The sequence below is a fragment of the Citrobacter sp. CRE-46 genome, from assembly GCF_059615875.1.
On sequence record NZ_CM184341.1, the window covers coordinates 2942927 to 2959896 of the forward strand.

A 16970-nucleotide genomic window follows, 5' to 3' on the forward strand; every position below is an offset into this window, starting at 1 on the left:
ATCGACGCGAAAAATCAGTATGCCTACTATTAGCTCAAGGCTGTAGATCAACACATTGATTTATAAGCATGGAATTCCCCTGAGTGAAACAACGAATTGCTGTGTGTAGTCTTTGCCCATCTCCCACGATGGGCTTTTTTTTGTCCTTCACTCACCTCTGCACTCGACTGGCTGCAAAACTCAGTACCTCTTCCCTGCTATACAACAAATAATATTGCACAAGATACTGTGACTCTCTTCAAGCCGAAATATCCACAGCAATGCTATTACTATTCCACCGTCTTTTATGAGGTGATCAAATAATGAACGCATTGGAACTGCAGGCTATCCGCCATATTTTTGCTATGACGGTGGAAGAAAGCGCGATGTATATCTCGCGTGATAATAATGTTGCCGCATGGCAACAATGGGAAAATGGCGAAAGGGAAATCCCGGAGTACATCGCGCACATTTGTAAAGAAATGAAAGCCAGACGGAAAGTAAGAATTAATGCAGTTATCGACAAAATTAATAACCGCATTGGTAATAACACTATGCGTTTTTTCCCCGATCTGAACTCATTTCAGACGGTTTATCACCACAACGATTTCCTCGACTGGAAAATCTATCAATCGGCTGCCGTTGAGCTCTACGCTCACGACCTTGAGCGTTTGTGTTAAGCATTTACAACGCCATACCAATTTAGCCTCTTCGCTGAGTAACACATTATGAAAAACACCTATTTCTCCACTGCGATAGGGCTGTACTTTAATTACCTGGTTCACGGCATGGGGGTCATTCTGATGAGCCTCAATATGTCTTCGCTTGAACACCAGTGGCAAACCAACGCCGCGGGCGTCTCGATCGTTATTTCCTCGCTGGGCATCGGTCGTTTAAGTGTCTTATTAATGGCTGGCATGCTCTCCGATCGCTATGGCCGCCGACCGTTTATTATTTTCGGCATGATCTGCTACCTGATTTTCTTTGTTGGCATCATCAATACGCATAGTATTTTTATCGCCTATGCCTTTGGCTTTCTGGCGGGAATGGCCAACAGTTTTCTCGATGCCGGAACCTATCCCAGCCTGATGGAGGCGTTTCCCCGCTCGCCCAGTACAGCCAATATATTAATAAAAGCCTTCGTCTCCAGCGGCCAGTTTCTGCTTCCTATGATTATCAGTTTGTTGGTGTGGGCCGAGCTTTGGTTTGGCTGGTCCTTCCTGCTGGCGGCCGCCATTATGATAATCAACGGCGTGTTTTTGTTTCGCTGTCGCTTCCCGGCGCATCCAGGAAATCAAACTTCCATCAAGGCATTACCTGCTAAACGGGAAACACAACAATCTGAACATCGTTGCTCGATTCTCGATCTTGCCTGTTACACTCTGTATGGCTATATCGCCATGGCGACATTTTATCTGGTAAGCCAGTGGCTGGCGCAGTACGGACAGTTTGTTGCTGGCATGCCTTATACGTTATCTATCAAATTGTTAAGCATTTACACCTGCGGCTCTTTGCTGTGCGTATTGATTACTGCTCCACTGGCGCGCAAAGCGGAACGCGCGACATTGTTGTTGATGCTGTACACCTTTATTTCATTTATTGCGCTGCTGGTGGTTTGCCTGCACCCGACACCCTACGTGGTTATCACCTTTGCGTTTGTCATTGGATTTTCTTCAGCCGGAGGCGTGGTGCAAATCGGTTTAACGCTGATGGCGGCACGCTTTCCACATGCAAAGGGTAAAGCGACCGGCATTTACTACAGCGCGGGCAGCATTGCGACTTTCACCATTCCGCTGATCACAGCAAGAATCTCAGAGACCAGCATTGCTCATATCATGTGGTTTGATGCCGGTATCGCCGCTGTCGGTTTCCTGTTGGCGCTGTTTATTGGGTATCGCAGCCGCGCCGCATTAAAACATCAACTAAAAATGGCGACGGTCGCAGAATAACGGGGATGCAATATTGTTCATCCCTTCTGCAACATAATTGGCTGCCCTTTTAAATTATCAGCGAAAAGTCATCAGGAAGAATTAAATTCACAGTTTAAGATGCAAAATACCTGGTAAGTTAAACGCCATGCTATGTAGGTAATGTGTCTACTGAACGGTATATTAAGCACAAGGTCGCCGAAATTTAAAAATATCGTCAAGCACGAAATAATTTTAAAATCCGCAAGGAGTTGTGAAAATGTCTCAAAACAAGACCTTTAACACGCCATTTCTTCTGGCGATAATCTGTATTTATTTAAGTTATTTTCTCCACGGCATTAGCGTCATTACGCTGGCGCAAAATATGACGTCTCTCGCAGAAAAGTTCTCCACCGACAATGCCGGGATTGCCTATTTAATTTCAGGCATTGGTTTGGGGCGACTGGTGAGTATTTTATTCTTTGGTGTGCTCTCAGATAAGTTTGGCCGCCGGGCGATCATTCTGTTAGGCGCTATTCTGTATATGCTGTTTTTCTTCGGTATTCCCGCCAGCCCTAATCTGCTGATTGCCTTTATTCTGGCTGTTTGCGTTGGCGTGGCTAACTCGGCGCTGGATACCGGTGGCTATCCGGCATTAATGGAATGCTTCCCCAAAGCATCAGGATCGGCTGTTATCCTGGTTAAAGCGATGGTCTCGTTCGGGCAGATGCTCTACCCCATTGTCGTCAGCACCATGCTGCTCAACCATATCTGGTACGGCTATGCGGTCATTATCCCTGGCGTACTGTTCGTCGTTATCACCCTGATGCTGTTAAAAAGCCGCTTTCCCAGCCAGATGGTGGATGCCGGTATCGCCAAAGAGCTGCCACAGATGAACAGCAAACCGTTGGTCTGGCTGGAAGGCGTCGCTTCCGTGATGTTCGGTGTCGCGGCGTTTTCAACCTTTTACGTCATCGTGGTCTGGATGCCGAAATACGCCATGGCGTTTGCCGGCATGGCGGAAGCCGATGCCCTGAAAACGATCTCTTACTACAGTATGGGCTCGTTGGTCTGCGTATTTATTTTTGCCGCCCTGCTGAAAAAAATGGTTCGACCGATATGGGCAAATGTGTTTAACGCCGCGCTGGCAACCATCACCGCAGCGGTCATCTATTTATATCCCTCTCCGCTGGTGTGTAACGCCGGTTCATTTCTGATTGGTTTCTCTGCCGCTGGCGGTATTTTACAGCTTGGCGTCTCGGTGATGTCAGAGTTTTTCCCCAGGAGCAAAGCCAAAGTCACCAGTGTTTATATGATGATGGGTGGCGTGGCCAATTTTATTATCCCATTAATCACCGGATACCTTTCTAACATTGGCCTGCAATACATCATTTTGCTGGACTTTGCATTTGCTCTGCTGGCCTTCATCACCGCCATCATCGTCTTTATTCGTTACTACCGCGTATTTGATATTCCCAAAAATGATGTGCGGTTGGGCGAACGTTATTTTCAATAAATTGTTTAGAAGGAGTATCAAATGGACGTAACTGCTAAATATGAACTGATTGGCTTAATGGCCTACCCTATCAGACATAGTCTGTCACCAGAAATGCAAAACAAGGCATTAGAAAAAGCGGGACTACCTTTTACCTACATGGCATTTGAAGTCGATAACTCAACGTTTGCCAATGCCATTGCCGGACTGAAAGCGTTGAAGATGCGCGGCACCGGGGTCTCTATGCCCAATAAGCAGTTGGCATGTGAATATGTTGATGAATTGACCCCTGCGGCCAAACTGGTCGGCGCAATCAATACCATCGTGAACGATGATGGTTACCTGCGCGGTTACAATACCGATGGCACCGGTCATATTCGCGCCATTAAAGAAAGCGGCTTCGATATTAAAGGTAAAACCATGGTACTGTTGGGCGCGGGCGGCGCATCGACAGCCATTGGCGCGCAGGCGGCCATTGAAGGCATCAAAGAAATTAAGCTGTTTAACCGTAAAGATGAATTCTTTGAAAAGGCGCAGGCATTCGCCAAACGCGTCAATGAAAACACCGATTGCGTCGTGACCGTTATCGATCTCGCCGATCGGCAAGCATTTGCCGATGCCCTCGCCAGCGCGGATATTCTGACCAACGGCACAAAAGTCGGCATGAAGCCGCTGGACAACGAATCTCTCGTGACCGACGTTTCCCTGCTGCGCCCGGAGCTGCTGGTGACTGAATGCGTTTATAACCCGCATATGACCAAATTATTGCAACAGGCGCAACTTGCGGGTTGCAAAACAATTGATGGTTACGGCATGTTGTTATGGCAAGGGGCTGAACAGTTCAAACTCTGGACCGGGAAAGATTTCCCACTGGAGTATGTGAAACAGGTTATGGGTTTTGCAGCCTGACGGGCACGCATTTGTAATATATTTAAAGGGTAATCAATGAAAACCGTAACCGTAAGAAACCTCGTCATTGGCGAGGGTGCGCCGAAGATCATTGTCTCGCTGATGGGTAAAGACATCGCCACGGTAAAAAGCGAAGCGCTGGCCTATCGCGAAGCGGATTTCGACATTCTGGAATGGCGCGTTGACCATTTCAGCGATGTCTCTTCCACAGATGCCGTGCTGGAAGCGGCTCGCGCCATCCGCGATGTGATAGCGGACAAACCGCTACTTTTCACCTTCCGCAGCGCCAAAGAAGGCGGTGAACAGGCACTGTCTGTCGAAAACTATATTGCACTTAACCGTGCAGCAATAGACAGCGGTCTGGTGGATATGATCGACCTGGAGCTTTTCACCGGTGATGAGCTGGTTAAAGCGGCCGTCGAACATGCCCACGCGAAAAATGTCAGCGTGATTATGTCGAATCATGATTTCCATAAGACACCTGCCGCAGAGGAGATCATCCAGCGTCTGCGTAAAATGCAGGAACTTGGCGCGGATATTCCTAAAATCGCCCTGATGCCGCAAAACAAAACGGATGTGCTGACACTGTTGGGCGCTACGCTGGAAATGCAAGAGCGCTATGCGGACCGGCCGATAATTACCATGTCGATGGCTAAAACTGGGGTGATTTCACGTCTCTCCGGCGAGGTTTTCGGTTCAGCAGCCACCTTTGGCGCCGTGAAAAAAGCGTCGGCCCCGGGACAAATTTCGGTCGCCGATCTGCGTACTGTATTAACAATATTGCATCAGGCTTAATAGCAGAATATATCCACATCACTATTAGCAATGCCCTGCCCCAGATATTCGCTTAACCACGAATATCTGGCTGGCAGCTAAGCCTGATTAAATTAACTCACAATATTATTGTCGACTATAGCGACAGGTAGTCGCACGCATATAATCTGGAGTTTATATGAAATTTCCAAGACCAAACCGTATCGATGGTCGGGTACCTGTATTATCCGCAGCAGAAGCCATTAATTATATTCCTGATGAAGCAACCCTCTGCGTATTAGGCGCAGGCGGCGGTATTCTTGAAGCAACCACATTAATTAATGCATTGGCAGAAAAATACAAAAACACGCAGTCACCATGTAATTTATCATTAATTAGCCCAACGGGTTTAGGCGACCGCGCCGACCGCGGAATTAGCCCGCTGGCGCAGGAAGGTTTAGTCAAATGGGCGCTCTGCGGCCACTGGGGACAATCGCCACGAATCTCCGACCTGGCGGAGCAGAATAAAATCGCCGCCTATAACTATCCTCAGGGCGTATTAACCCAAGCTCTGCGAGCATCAGCAGCCCACCAGCCTGGCATTCTGAGTGATATCGGCATCGGTACGTTTGTCGATCCTCGCCAACAGGGCGGCAAACTGAATGAGGTAACGACCGAAGATCTGATCAAACTGGTGGAAATCGATAACAAAGAGTACCTCTATTATAAAGCCATTGCGCCAAACATCGCGTTTATTCGCGCGACTACCTGCGATAGCGAAGGCTACGCCACCTTTGAAGATGAAGTGATGTATCTCGATGCGCTGGTGATTGCTCAGGCCGTACACAACAACGGCGGCATCGTCATGATGCAGGTACAAAAAATGGTGAAGAAAGCCACGTTGCATCCGAAAGCGGTGCGTATTCCGGGCTATCTGGTCGATATTGTGGTCATCGACCCCGACCAAACGCAACTGTACGGTGGCGCGCCGGTTAACCGTTTTATTTCCGGCGATTTTGTCCTCGATGACAGCCAGCAAACAGCCCTGCCGCTTAACCAGCGTAAACTGGTGGCCAGACGCGCGCTGTTCGAAATGCGTAAAGGCGCGGTCGGCAACGTTGGCGTGGGCATCGCCGACGGGATTGGCCTTGTCGCACGCGAAGAAGGTTGTGCCGACGATTTTATTCTGACGGTCGAAACCGGCCCGATTGGCGGTATTACGTCTCAGGGTATCGCGTTTGGTGCCAACGTCAACACCCGCGCCATTCTGGATATGACCTCCCAGTTTGACTTCTACCACGGCGGCGGGCTGGATGTGTGTTATTTAAGTTTTGCTGAAGTGGATCGGCACGGCAATGTCGGCGTACATAAATTCAATGGCAAAATCATGGGCACCGGCGGTTTTATCGATATTAGCGCCACCTCAAGGAAAATTATTTTTTGCGGCACGTTAACTGCCGGAAGTTTGAAAACGGAAGTTGCCGACGGCAAGTTAAATATCGTGCAGGAAGGTCGGGTGAAAAAATTCGTTAACGAATTACCTGAAGTCACGTTCAGTGGAAAAATTGCCCTTGAGCGTGGTCTCGATGTGCGCTACATCACCGAACGCGCTGTATTTACGTTAAAAGAAGATGGCCTCCATTTAGTTGAAATTGCGCCAGGGGTCTCTTTACAGGAAGACATTCTCGACAAAATGGACTTCACTCCGATTATTTCCCCAGACCTGAAACTGATGGACGAAAGATTATTTATCGATGCCTCGATGGGCTTTGTATTACCCGACGCAGCCAATTAAAAGGAGTACCCTGATGGACTTTTCATTAACTGAAGAACAAGAACTGTTGCTTGCCAGCATTCGCGAACTGATTACCAGCAATTTCCCGGAAGAGTATTTCCGCACCTGCGATCAGACGGCGACTTATCCGAAGGAATTTATGCGAGCCCTTGCGGACAACGGTATTTCGATGCTGGGTGTTCCGGAAGAGTTTGGCGGCATCCCGGCTGATTACGTCACCCAGATGCTGGCGCTGATGGAAGTGTCAAAATGTGGCGCGCCCGCATTTTTGATCACCAATGGCCAGTGCATCCACAGCATGCGACGTTTTGGCTCCGCCGAGCAGCTGCGTAAAACGGCAGAAAGCACCATGGAAACGGGCGATCCAGCGTATGCGCTGGCATTAACCGAACCGGGAGCAGGCTCCGATAATAACAGCGCCACCACCAGCTATACCCGCAAAAACGGCAAGGTGTATCTCAACGGGCAAAAAACATTTATCACCGGCGCTAAAGAGTATCCGTACATGCTGGTACTGGCTCGCGACCCGGAGCCGAAAGATCCGAAGAAAGCCTTTACGCTATGGTGGGTGGATTCAAAGAAACCTGGCATTAAGGTTAACCCGCTGCATAAAATCGGCTGGCACATGTTAAGCACCTGCGAAGTCTATCTTGATAACGTTGAAGTGGACGAAAGCGATATGGTCGGCGAAGAAGGCATGGGCTTCCTTAATGTAATGTACAACTTTGAAATGGAACGCCTGATCAACGCCGCGCGCAGCACGGGTTTTGCCGAATGCGCCTTCGAAGATGCCGCTCGTTACGCTAACCAACGCATCGCATTTGGTAAGCCAATTGGTCATAACCAGATGATCCAGGAAAAACTGGCTCTGATGGCAATAAAAATCGAAAACATGCGTAATATGGTGCTGAAGGTCGCCTGGCAGGCCGATCAGGAACAGTCGCTGCGCACCAGTGCGGCGCTGGCAAAACTGTATTGCGCCCGTACGGCAATGGAAGTGATTGACGACGCGATTCAGATTATGGGCGGGCTGGGTTACACCGATGAAGCACGCGTATCCCGATTCTGGCGCGATGTCCGCTGTGAGCGCATTGGCGGTGGTACCGATGAAATCATGATTTACGTCGCGGGTCGCCAAATCCTGAAAGATTATCAAAATAAGTAAGCGGTATAACTGACCGGATAGCGCAGATGCGCTATCCGGGACGGTGCGGGGGAATCAGACTTCAGGCATCAGGCATTCTTGCTCAGCAAGGTTATTTTTAAACTGCCTACGATAATCGCTGGGAGTACATCCCACATGCCGCTGAAAAAGTTTGGCAAAATGATCGACGTTTTCATACCCTACCCGCCACGAAATTTCCGCCAACGAGGCCTCGGTATTAGTCAGGGAAAATTTCGCCTCCGTCATTCGTCGCTGAATAACATAATTGATGGGTGAAATACGATACTCCTTGGTAAATTCATGGCAGATATAGCTCACGCTGGCGCGGAATTTTTTAGATAACTGTTCGAGAGTGATTTTTTCGCGGAAATTGTTATTTAAATAGACCAGTACATCTTTAATTAAGACATCTTTTTTAATATATCCTTGTTCAGAGCGGTAAGCATTTTTAAAGTTTTCGTAATATAACACGGTTAATGCATACGCGAATGCGTCATAAGCGGAAGATGTCAGGTTGTTCTTGCTCTGCGGGAGCATCACCCCCAGTTCATTAAAAATACTCTTAATAACCTCTTTACCCTGACTGACGTTAATGACCGGACACGAGTGCGTCTGCAATAGCTGATTATCCTGCCAGCCGTTAAACCGGAAACCGTAGAGCGCGCAGGTGTAAGTGGTAGCCGGTGCGCTGGTATCAGATGCAACCGCATGCAATCGCCCTTGTTCAATCACCACAATGTCCCCGGCATGCGCGACATACAGCGAAGAGTCGATGATTAATCTTGCAACCCCCTTTTTAACATAGATAAGCTCCGTTTCATTATCATGAACATGATGGCCGGACTCCCAGTTAGGATCATCGCTAATAACGAATCGGGAAAGTCTCGGCGTTTTCCCCTGCTCAAAAAGGGTCTCCATGGCATTATCAAAGCAGCGTTGATACATGACAACCTCCACCTAAAGGCAGTAATTTTGCGAATAATTAATATCAGAAAGCGAAAACAATAATGATGTTATACAACGTTATTCCTTGCTGGCGAAACAAAATTATTTGCGTCGACTGCAAGATGATACCTCCGGCGCTATCTCGCTGTTCTCTACGATTATTCCCGTTTTATAAAAACTGATAAGAGTAAATGTTATTAATTCAACATTAACAATTTACATATCAGAAACAAATTAAGCGTAGAAACGATAAAAAACAGGATGCATTTCGCAATTATCCTTTCCTGGTGTGTTTGCTATTTTTTTTCTTCAGTACACAACCCCGGGCTCTCGTTTATGAAACAAGCATTCCCGCCGCACTTTTTTTTGCAAGATTGTTGGGAATGAAAACAGATTGCCCCGTCGAAAACAGTCCCCTCTCTGCCGCACACTATTTTCAGTTAATTTTCCCTACTGTGGATGACTGGAGATGCCATGAAAATAATAACCTGCTTTAAGTTGGTGCCTGAAGAACAGGACATTGTTGTTACCCCACAGCGTTCGCTTAACTTTGACCGGGCCGACGCCAAAATCAGCCAGTTTGATCTGAATGCGATTGAGGCCGCGGCGCAACTGAGTACGGAGGGTGATGAAATCGTCGCTTTAACCGTGGGCGGCTCGCTACTGCAAAATTCCAAAGTGCGTAAAGACGTGCTGTCGCGTGGACCGGACAGTTTGTTCATGGTGCAGGATCCACAGCTGGAGCATTCATTGCCCCGCGACACCGCTCAGGCGCTGGTCTGCGCGGCCAAAAATATGAATTTCGACCTGATGCTGTTCGGCGAAGGATCGGGGGATATCTACGCCCAACAGGTTGGCTTACTGGTTGGCGAACTGTTGCAACTCCCGGTGATTAGCGCCGTCAGCAACATCCAACGTAATGGCGACCGCATTGTGGTTGAGCGTACGCTGGAAGATGAAGTCGAAGTGATTGACCTGCCGCTCCCCGCTGTACTCTGCGTAACCTCGGATATCAACACGCCGCGTATTCCCTCAATGAAAGCCATTCTCGGCGCGGGTAAAAAGCCCGTCACAACATGGCAAGCCAGCGATATTGGCTGGACGCCGGCGTCACCGTTAGCGGAACTGGTAAGCCTTACGGTACCGCCACAAACAGAACGTAAGCACATCATTCTGGAAAATGACTCGGCTGAAGCCATTGCCGAACTGGCGGAACACCTGAAAAAAGCCCTGAACTAAGCTCAACGGAGAGAAATTATCATGAGTAAATTAGCTAACGTATGGGTGTTCAGCGATAACGTAGAACGCTACGCAGAATTAATGGCCGGCGCGCGTCAGTGGGGTGAACACGTCCATCTTATTGTACAAGGCAGCGAACAAGCTAATCAGGTTAAACCTCTGGGTGCCGATGAGATAATCGTGCTCGAAGCCCCCTCCGGTTTACAGCGTGTTGAAAATTACGCCGAAACCATTGCAGCGCAGATGCAAGAACACGCCGGAATGCTGTTGATGCCCGCTACAAAGCGCGCGAAATCACTTGGGGCACGGTTAAGCATCCAACTCAATGCCGCAATGGTGAACGACGCAATATCGGTGACGCTTGAGGATGACACCGTGTTCGCAGAGCACCGCATGTATGGTGGTCTGGCATTCGGCAAAGAAAAAATCAAAAGCGCGCTGGCAATTATCACGCTAGCCCCAGGGGTGCTTGAACCCGTAGCGGAAAACGCATCGCACACCTGTCCTGTTGTCTCGGCAGCTTACATCGCACCGCTTCATGAAATTATGTGCCAGGAACGTCGCGCCAAATCCGTGAGCAGCGTGGACCTCAGTAAAGCCAAACGTGTGGTTGGCGTGGGGCGCGGCCTGGTTGCGCAACACGATCTGGAGATGGTGCACCAGTTGGCAGCGGTACTGGGTGCAGAAGTGGGCTGTTCACGCCCGATTGCCGAAGGCGAAAACTGGATGGAGCGCGAACGCTACATTGGCGTTTCTGGTGTGTTACTGAAATCAGACCTTTACCTCACGTTAGGCATCTCAGGACAAATTCAACACATGGTCGGCGGTAACGGCGCGAAAGTCATTGTCGCTATCAATAAAGACAAAAAAGCCCCTATTTTCAATTACGCCGATTACGGCCTGGTAGGCGATATCTACAAAGTTGTTCCGGCCCTTATCGAACATCTCAGCCGCTAACCCCCCATTTAACGCACATCTCCCGCTGCTTCGCGGCGGGAAAGGAGCATAAAGCATGTCAGATGAAAAATTCGATGCCATTGTGGTCGGTGCTGGCGTGGCGGGTACAGTTGCAGGCTACGTTATGGCGCAGGCCGGACTGGACGTGCTGGTCATCGAACGCGGAAACAGTGCGGGCAGTAAAAATATGACCGGTGGGCGACTCTATGCGCATAGTCTGGAACGCATCATGCCGGGATTCGCGCAGGAAGCACCACTCGAACGTAAAGTGACCCGCGAAAAAATATCCTTCCTGACCGAAGAGAGCGCCGTAACGCTCGACTTTCATCGGGATAAAGACAACGCGCCAGCGCAGGATTCTTACACCGTGTTGCGCAACCGACTTGATCCCTGGCTGATGGAAAAAGCAGAACAGGCCGGCGCGCAGTTCATCCCCGGCGTCCGCGTTGATGCGCTGATCCGCGAAGGTAATAAGGTCACCGGCGTGCAAGCTGGTGACGATATCCTGGAAGCCAATATTGTCATCCTGGCCGATGGCGTCAACTCAATATTAGGACGGTCGCTGGGGATGGTCCCTCCCTCTTCTGCTCACCACTATGCCGTTGGCGTAAAGGAGTTGATCGGCTTACCTCCGGCTGTGATTGCAGATCGATTCAACCTCTCAGGCGATGAAGGCGCTGCCTGGTTGTTTGCCGGTTCACCGTCTGATGGACTGATGGGGGGAGGCTTTCTGTATACCAACCAGGACTCGGTCTCTCTGGGGCTGGTATGCGGGCTGGGGGATATTGCTCACGCAACGAAAAGTATTCCACAAATGCTGGAAGACTTTAAGCAACACCCGACTATTCGTCCACTGATTGCGGGAGGAGAACTGCTGGAGTATTCCGCGCATATGGTGCCGGAAGGCGGTCTGGCAATGGTACCCAAACTGGTTGATGACGGCGTAATGATCGTCGGCGATGCCGCGGGTTTCTGTCTGAATCTGGGTTACACGGTGCGTGGTATGGATTTAGCAATAGCCTCCGCAGAAGCCGCTGCCCAAACCGCCATTGCAGCCAAAGAACGCCAGGACTTCTCCGCCAGCAGCCTGATGGACTACAAACGCGCCCTCGAACAGGGCTGTGTGATGCGTGATTTACAGCATTTTCGCAAGATCCCGGCGCTGATGGAAAACCCGCGCCTGTTTACCCAATACCCTCGCATTGTCGCAGATATCATGAACGATATGTTCACCGTTGACGGACGCCCGAACCAACCGATTCGTAAGATGATGATGTCCCATGCGAAGAAAATTGGGTTGATGAACTTACTGAAAGACGGCATCAAGGGGGCAACTGCGCTATGAGTCAGGACAATACCGTTAACGTCGACGTCAAGCTGGGCGTCAATAAATTCAATGTCGATGAAGGTCACCCGCACATTATTCTGGCCGCACATCCCGATCTGAATGAATTTCGCAAACTGCTGAAGGCCTGTCCCGCCGGACTGTATAAGCAGGACGAGAGTGGGAATATTCATTTTGATTCTGCTGGCTGCCTGGAGTGTGGCACCTGTCGGGTGCTGTGCGGCGATACGATCCTCGAACAATGGGAGTATCCGGCAGGAACATTTGGCATTGATTTTCGCTACGGCTAATGGACTGAGCCGTTGTACCCCGGATCGGCCTCCACGGCCAATCCGGTCAGACGTATGTCGATATTTTCCAGGGAATAACGAATGAGTATCACACTAACGTTTAACGCCGAACGTCGCGATGCCTGGCGACAACAAGGTTTATGGGGAGATGCTTCGCTTGGCGATTACTGGAACCAAACAGCCAGAGCCATGCCGGATAAAATCGCCGTGGTTGATAACCATGGCGCTTCATATACCTACGCCGCACTCGACGGTGCCGCCAGCAGTCTGGCGAGCTGGTTTTTAGCCTGCGGTATTCAACCCGGCGATCGCGTCGCTTTCCAGTTGCCGGGCTGGTGCGAATTTACCATTATTTATCTGGCCTGCCTGAAAACCGGAGCCGTTTCCGTCCCGTTACTACCCGCCTGGCGCGAAGCGGAGTTAGTATGGGTATTAAATAAATGTAAAGCGAAGATTTTTTTCGCACCTACCCTGTTTAAACAAACCCGGCCGGTCGATTTGATCCTCCCCTTACAAAACCAGTTACCGCATCTGCAACAGATTGTCGCCGTGGATAAACTGGCGCCGGCAACCACCTCACAGGCACTCAGCCAACTGCTTTTAGCACCGCCGTTAAATCAAACGATTAACGTTCACGCGGATGAACTGGCAGCGGTACTGTTTACCTCCGGAACCGAGGGAATGCCGAAAGGCGTAATGTTAACCCACAACAATATCCTTGCCAGCGAACGCGCCTACTGCGCCCGTCTCAATCTCACCTGGCAAGATGTGTTTTTAATGCCCGCGCCGCTTGGACATGCTACCGGTTTTCTGCATGGCGTTACCGCACCGTTTTTAATCGGCGCACGCAGCGTGTTGTTGGATATTTTTACCCCAGACGCCTGTCTCGATCTGCTGGAGCAACAGCACTGCACCTGCGTACTCGGCGCAACGCCATTTGTCTATGACATGTTGTGTCGCATGGAAAAACGCGCCTGCGATCTCTCATCGCTACGCTTTTTTTTATGCGGAGGCACCACCATTCCGCAAAAGATTGCCCGTGACTGCCAACGGCTCGGCATTAAATTGTTAAGCATTTATGGTTCAACGGAGAGCTCCCCGCATGCGCTGGTCAATCTCGATGATTCACCTTCCCGCATGATGACCACCGACGGCTATGCTGCCGCAGGGGTCGAAATTAAAGTCGTCGATGAAGCGCGCAATACCCTGCCTGCAGGAGTAGAAGGTGAAGAGGCCTCGCGTGGCCCCAATGTTTTTATGGGCTACCTCGATGAACCCGAACTGACCGCCCGCGCGCTGGATAAAGAGGGGTGGTATTACAGTGGCGACTTATGCCGGATGGATGACGCGGGATACATCAAAATTACCGGGCGTAAAAAAGATATTATTGTGCGCGGAGGGGAAAATATCAGCAGCCGCGAGGTAGAGGATATTTTATTGCAACATCCACGCATTCATGATGCCTGCGTTGTCGCGATGCCGGACGAACGGTTAGGTGAAAGGTCATGCGCTTATGTGGTACTAAAAGCCCCGCATCATTCGCTGTCGCTGGAATCTGTCGTCGCCTTTTTTAGCCGCAAACGTGTAGCAAAGTATAAATACCCGGAGCATATCGTGGTTGTCGAGAAGTTACCGCGCACAGCGTCCGGCAAGGTACAAAAATACCAGCTTCGTCAGGATATTATTAAACGTTTGAGCATGGAGAGTGTTGCAGGATAAAGTGCCGGATGGCGAGGCTAACGCATCTTATCCGGCCTACGTTGAATAGGCCGGATAAGGCATAATGTTACTTGTTCAGTTCAGCCAGGCTCAGCCAGGTCTGTACGACGGTATCCGGGTTCAGCGACAGACTGTCGATCCCCTCTTCCATCAGCCAGGCCGCGAAGTCTTCGTGGTCAGAAGGTCCCTGACCGCAAATACCCACGTATTTGCCCTGTTTCTTAGCAGCGCGAATCGCCATCGACAGCAGCGCTTTCACCGCGTCGTTACGCTCATCAAACAGTTCAGAAACCACACCCGAGTCACGGTCCAGGCCCAGCGCCAGCTGCGTCATGTCGTTTGAGCCGATGGAGAAGCCATCGAAGTACTCAAGGAACTGTTCAGCCAACAGGGCGTTAGACGGGATCTCGCACATCATGATGATCTTCAGGCCATTCTCGCCGCGTTTCAGCCCCTGGCGCGCCAGCTCTTCAACCACCGCTTTCGCCTGGGCAACGGTACGTACAAACGGTACCATCACTTCAACGTTAGTCAGACCCATATCGTTACGGACACGTTTCACCGCGTCACATTCCAGTGCGAAACAGTCGCGGAAGCTGTCTGAAACGTAACGGCCCGCCCCGCGGAAGCCCAGCATCGGGTTCTCTTCGTGCGGCTCATAACGCTCACCGCCGACCAGGTTAGCATATTCGTTGGACTTAAAGTCCGACATACGCACGATGACGCGTTTCGGATAAAACGCCGCACCCAGCGTCGCGATCCCTTCCGTCAGACGACCAACGTAGAATTCACGCGGAGAGTCGAAACCTTTCATCATGCCGCGGATTTCATTTTGTAGCTCAGGCGTCTGGTCATCAAACTCCAGCAGCGCACGAGGGTGCACGCCGATCATGCGGTTGATAATAAATTCCAGACGCGCAAGGCCGACACCTTCGTTTGGCAGGCAGGCAAAGTCAAAAGCCCGGTCCGGGTTGCCGACGTTCATCATCACCTTCAACGGCAGATCCGGCATGGTCTCCACGCTGGAGCTCTTCACGCTGAAATCAAGCATCTCAGCGTAAACATAACCGGTGTCGCCTTCGGCACAGGAGACAGTGACCTTCTCACCATCCTTCATGCGCTCGGTGGCATCGCCGCAGCCAACCACGGCAGGGATCCCCAGTTCACGGGCAATGATCGCCGCATGGCAGGTACGACCGCCACGGTTGGTCACAATCGCCGCCGCTTTCTTCATGATCGGTTCCCAGTCCGGGTCGGTCATATCAGTCACCAGTACGTCGCCGGGTTCAATACGGTTCATTTCGCTGATGTCGTGAATAACTTTGACCGGGCCGGCGCCAATGCGGTGACCGATGGCGCGACCTTCAGCAATAATTTTACCCTGGGCGTGCAGCGTATACCGCTCCATCACCTGCCCGCGAGAACGCACGGTTTCCGGACGAGCCTGAACAATGAACAGCTTGCCGGTATGACCGTCTTTCGCCCATTCGATGTCCATCGGACGACCGTAGTGCTTCTCGATCTGTACCGCCTGCTTCGCCAGTTCCTGCACTTCATCATTGGTCAGAGAGAAAATATCGCGTTGTTCCTGCGGCACATCCTCAATGGTCACCTGCTTACCGTGTTCCTGGGTTGGCGCGTAGACCATACGGATTTTTTTCGATCCCATGGTGCGACGAACGATCGCCGGACGGTTAGCCGCCAGAGTCGGTTTGTGCACGTAGAACTCATCCGGGTTAACGGCACCCTGCACCACCATCTCGCCCAGACCCCATGCGGAAGTGATAAACACTACCTGGTCGAAACCGGATTCGGTATCGATGGAGAACATAACGCCTGAGGACGCAAGGTCAGAGCGCACCATCCGCTGGACGCCAGCAGAAAGCGCCACGCCACGGTGGTCATAGCCCTGGTGAACACGGTAAGAGATCGCGCGGTCGTTAAACAACGAAGCAAATACGTGTTTGATAGCGACCAGGACAGCATCGAAGCCCTGGACGTTAAGGAAGGTTTCCTGCTGACCAGCAAATGACGCATCTGGCATATCTTCTGCGGTGGCGGAAGAACGCACGGCAAAAGATGCCTGGGCATCGTCTGCTGACAGCTGCGCGTAGGCATCGCGGACGGCATTTTCCAGCTCCGGCTGGAAAGGAGTGTCGATAATCCACTGGCGGATTTGTGCCCCGGCTTTCGCAAGCTCGGTAACATCATCAATATCCGTTTTATCCAGCAGCTCATAAATGCGCTGGTTTACACCGCTTTGGTCCAGAAACTGGTTAAACGCATCGGCGGTTGTTGCAAAACCATTCGGTACGGAAACTCCCATACCGGAAAGGTTAGTAATCATTTCACCCAGGGAGGCATTTTTGCCCCCAACTCTGTCTACATCATTCATGCCGAGTTGGTTATACCAAAGCACCAGCGGTGACGAGCCATTGTTGGACATCGAACAATCCTTATATATGAACGAGG

The 16970-nt window shown here is 50.7% G+C and carries 14 protein-coding genes and 1 other RNA gene; 13 read left to right on the plus strand and 2 right to left on the minus strand.

From position 1 onward, the window contains the following. Window positions 1-36: 36 nt before the first annotated feature. From rprA to AC534G_RS14345, 8 genes are all read left to right on the plus strand, one after another. Window positions 37-144: antisense sRNA RprA (gene rprA / locus AC534G_RS14310), an RNA gene on the plus strand. Window positions 145-302: 158 nt separating this feature from the next. Further along, the gene (locus tag AC534G_RS14315; RefSeq protein WP_038640241.1) at window positions 303-659 is read left to right on the plus strand and encodes a YdiL family protein; all 357 of its coding nucleotides are present in this window, start codon (window positions 303-305) and stop codon (window positions 657-659) included. Window positions 660-707: 48 nt separating this feature from the next. Continuing rightward, the gene (locus AC534G_RS14320) at window positions 708-1928 is read left to right on the plus strand and encodes an MFS transporter (RefSeq protein WP_038640240.1); all 1221 of its coding nucleotides are present in this window, start codon (window positions 708-710) and stop codon (window positions 1926-1928) included. 238 nt (window positions 1929-2166) lie between these two features. After that, a complete protein-coding gene (locus AC534G_RS14325; protein WP_038640238.1) occupies window positions 2167-3402 on the plus strand; it encodes an MFS transporter in 1236 nt (411 codons plus the stop codon). 21 nt (window positions 3403-3423) lie between these two features. Next, on the plus strand, window positions 3424-4290 hold the full coding sequence (ydiB, locus tag AC534G_RS14330; protein ID WP_069324249.1) for a quinate/shikimate dehydrogenase: 867 nt from the start codon (window positions 3424-3426) through the stop codon (window positions 4288-4290). Between the two features lie 36 nt (window positions 4291-4326). Then, window positions 4327-5085: a type I 3-dehydroquinate dehydratase gene (gene aroD, locus AC534G_RS14335; protein WP_110498187.1), complete on the plus strand. Its 759-nt coding sequence runs from the start codon at window positions 4327-4329 to the stop codon at window positions 5083-5085. Window positions 5086-5242: 157 nt separating this feature from the next. Next, window positions 5243-6838 carry an acyl CoA:acetate/3-ketoacid CoA transferase gene (locus AC534G_RS14340; protein WP_110498189.1) on the plus strand — a complete coding sequence of 532 codons (1596 nt, stop codon included), beginning with the start codon at window positions 5243-5245 and terminating at the stop codon, window positions 6836-6838. 13 nt (window positions 6839-6851) lie between these two features. Continuing rightward, window positions 6852-8003 (plus strand): acyl-CoA dehydrogenase, encoded by a 1152-nt coding sequence (locus AC534G_RS14345; RefSeq protein WP_038640230.1) that lies wholly within the window; start codon window positions 6852-6854, stop codon window positions 8001-8003. Window positions 8004-8057: 54 nt separating this feature from the next. Here the strand turns inward: AC534G_RS14345 and AC534G_RS14350 are convergent, their stop codons facing one another. Next, a complete protein-coding gene (locus AC534G_RS14350) occupies window positions 8058-8948 on the minus strand; it encodes an AraC family transcriptional regulator (RefSeq protein WP_085049447.1) in 891 nt (296 codons plus the stop codon). A 474-nt stretch (window positions 8949-9422) separates the two neighbouring features. Between AC534G_RS14350 and AC534G_RS14355 the strand changes: the two genes are divergently transcribed. The 5 genes from AC534G_RS14355 (at window position 9423) to fadK (ending at window position 14498) form a co-directional block, all read left to right on the plus strand. Further along, a complete protein-coding gene (locus AC534G_RS14355) occupies window positions 9423-10187 on the plus strand; it encodes an electron transfer flavoprotein (RefSeq protein ID WP_085049448.1) in 765 nt (254 codons plus the stop codon). A 21-nt stretch (window positions 10188-10208) separates the two neighbouring features. Further along, complete coding sequence (locus AC534G_RS14360; protein ID WP_110498191.1) at window positions 10209-11144, plus strand: electron transfer flavoprotein subunit alpha; 936 nt, start codon at window positions 10209-10211, stop codon at window positions 11142-11144. A 55-nt stretch (window positions 11145-11199) separates the two neighbouring features. Further along, window positions 11200-12489, plus strand: coding sequence for an FAD-dependent oxidoreductase (locus AC534G_RS14365; RefSeq protein ID WP_110498193.1), 1290 nt, complete (start codon window positions 11200-11202; stop codon window positions 12487-12489). Continuing rightward, window positions 12486-12779, plus strand: coding sequence for a ferredoxin family protein (locus tag AC534G_RS14370; RefSeq protein ID WP_110498196.1), 294 nt, complete (start codon window positions 12486-12488; stop codon window positions 12777-12779). Before AC534G_RS14365 ends, AC534G_RS14370 begins: the two co-directional genes overlap by 4 nt. Window positions 12780-12860: 81 nt before the next feature. Then, window positions 12861-14498 (plus strand): medium-chain fatty-acid--CoA ligase, encoded by a 1638-nt coding sequence (gene fadK / locus AC534G_RS14375; protein ID WP_038640218.1) that lies wholly within the window; start codon window positions 12861-12863, stop codon window positions 14496-14498. A 67-nt stretch (window positions 14499-14565) separates the two neighbouring features. Here the strand turns inward: fadK and ppsA are convergent, their stop codons facing one another. Continuing rightward, window positions 14566-16944 (minus strand): phosphoenolpyruvate synthase, encoded by a 2379-nt coding sequence (gene ppsA, locus AC534G_RS14380; protein ID WP_110498198.1) that lies wholly within the window; start codon window positions 16942-16944, stop codon window positions 14566-14568. Window positions 16945-16970: the final 26 nt, after the last annotated feature.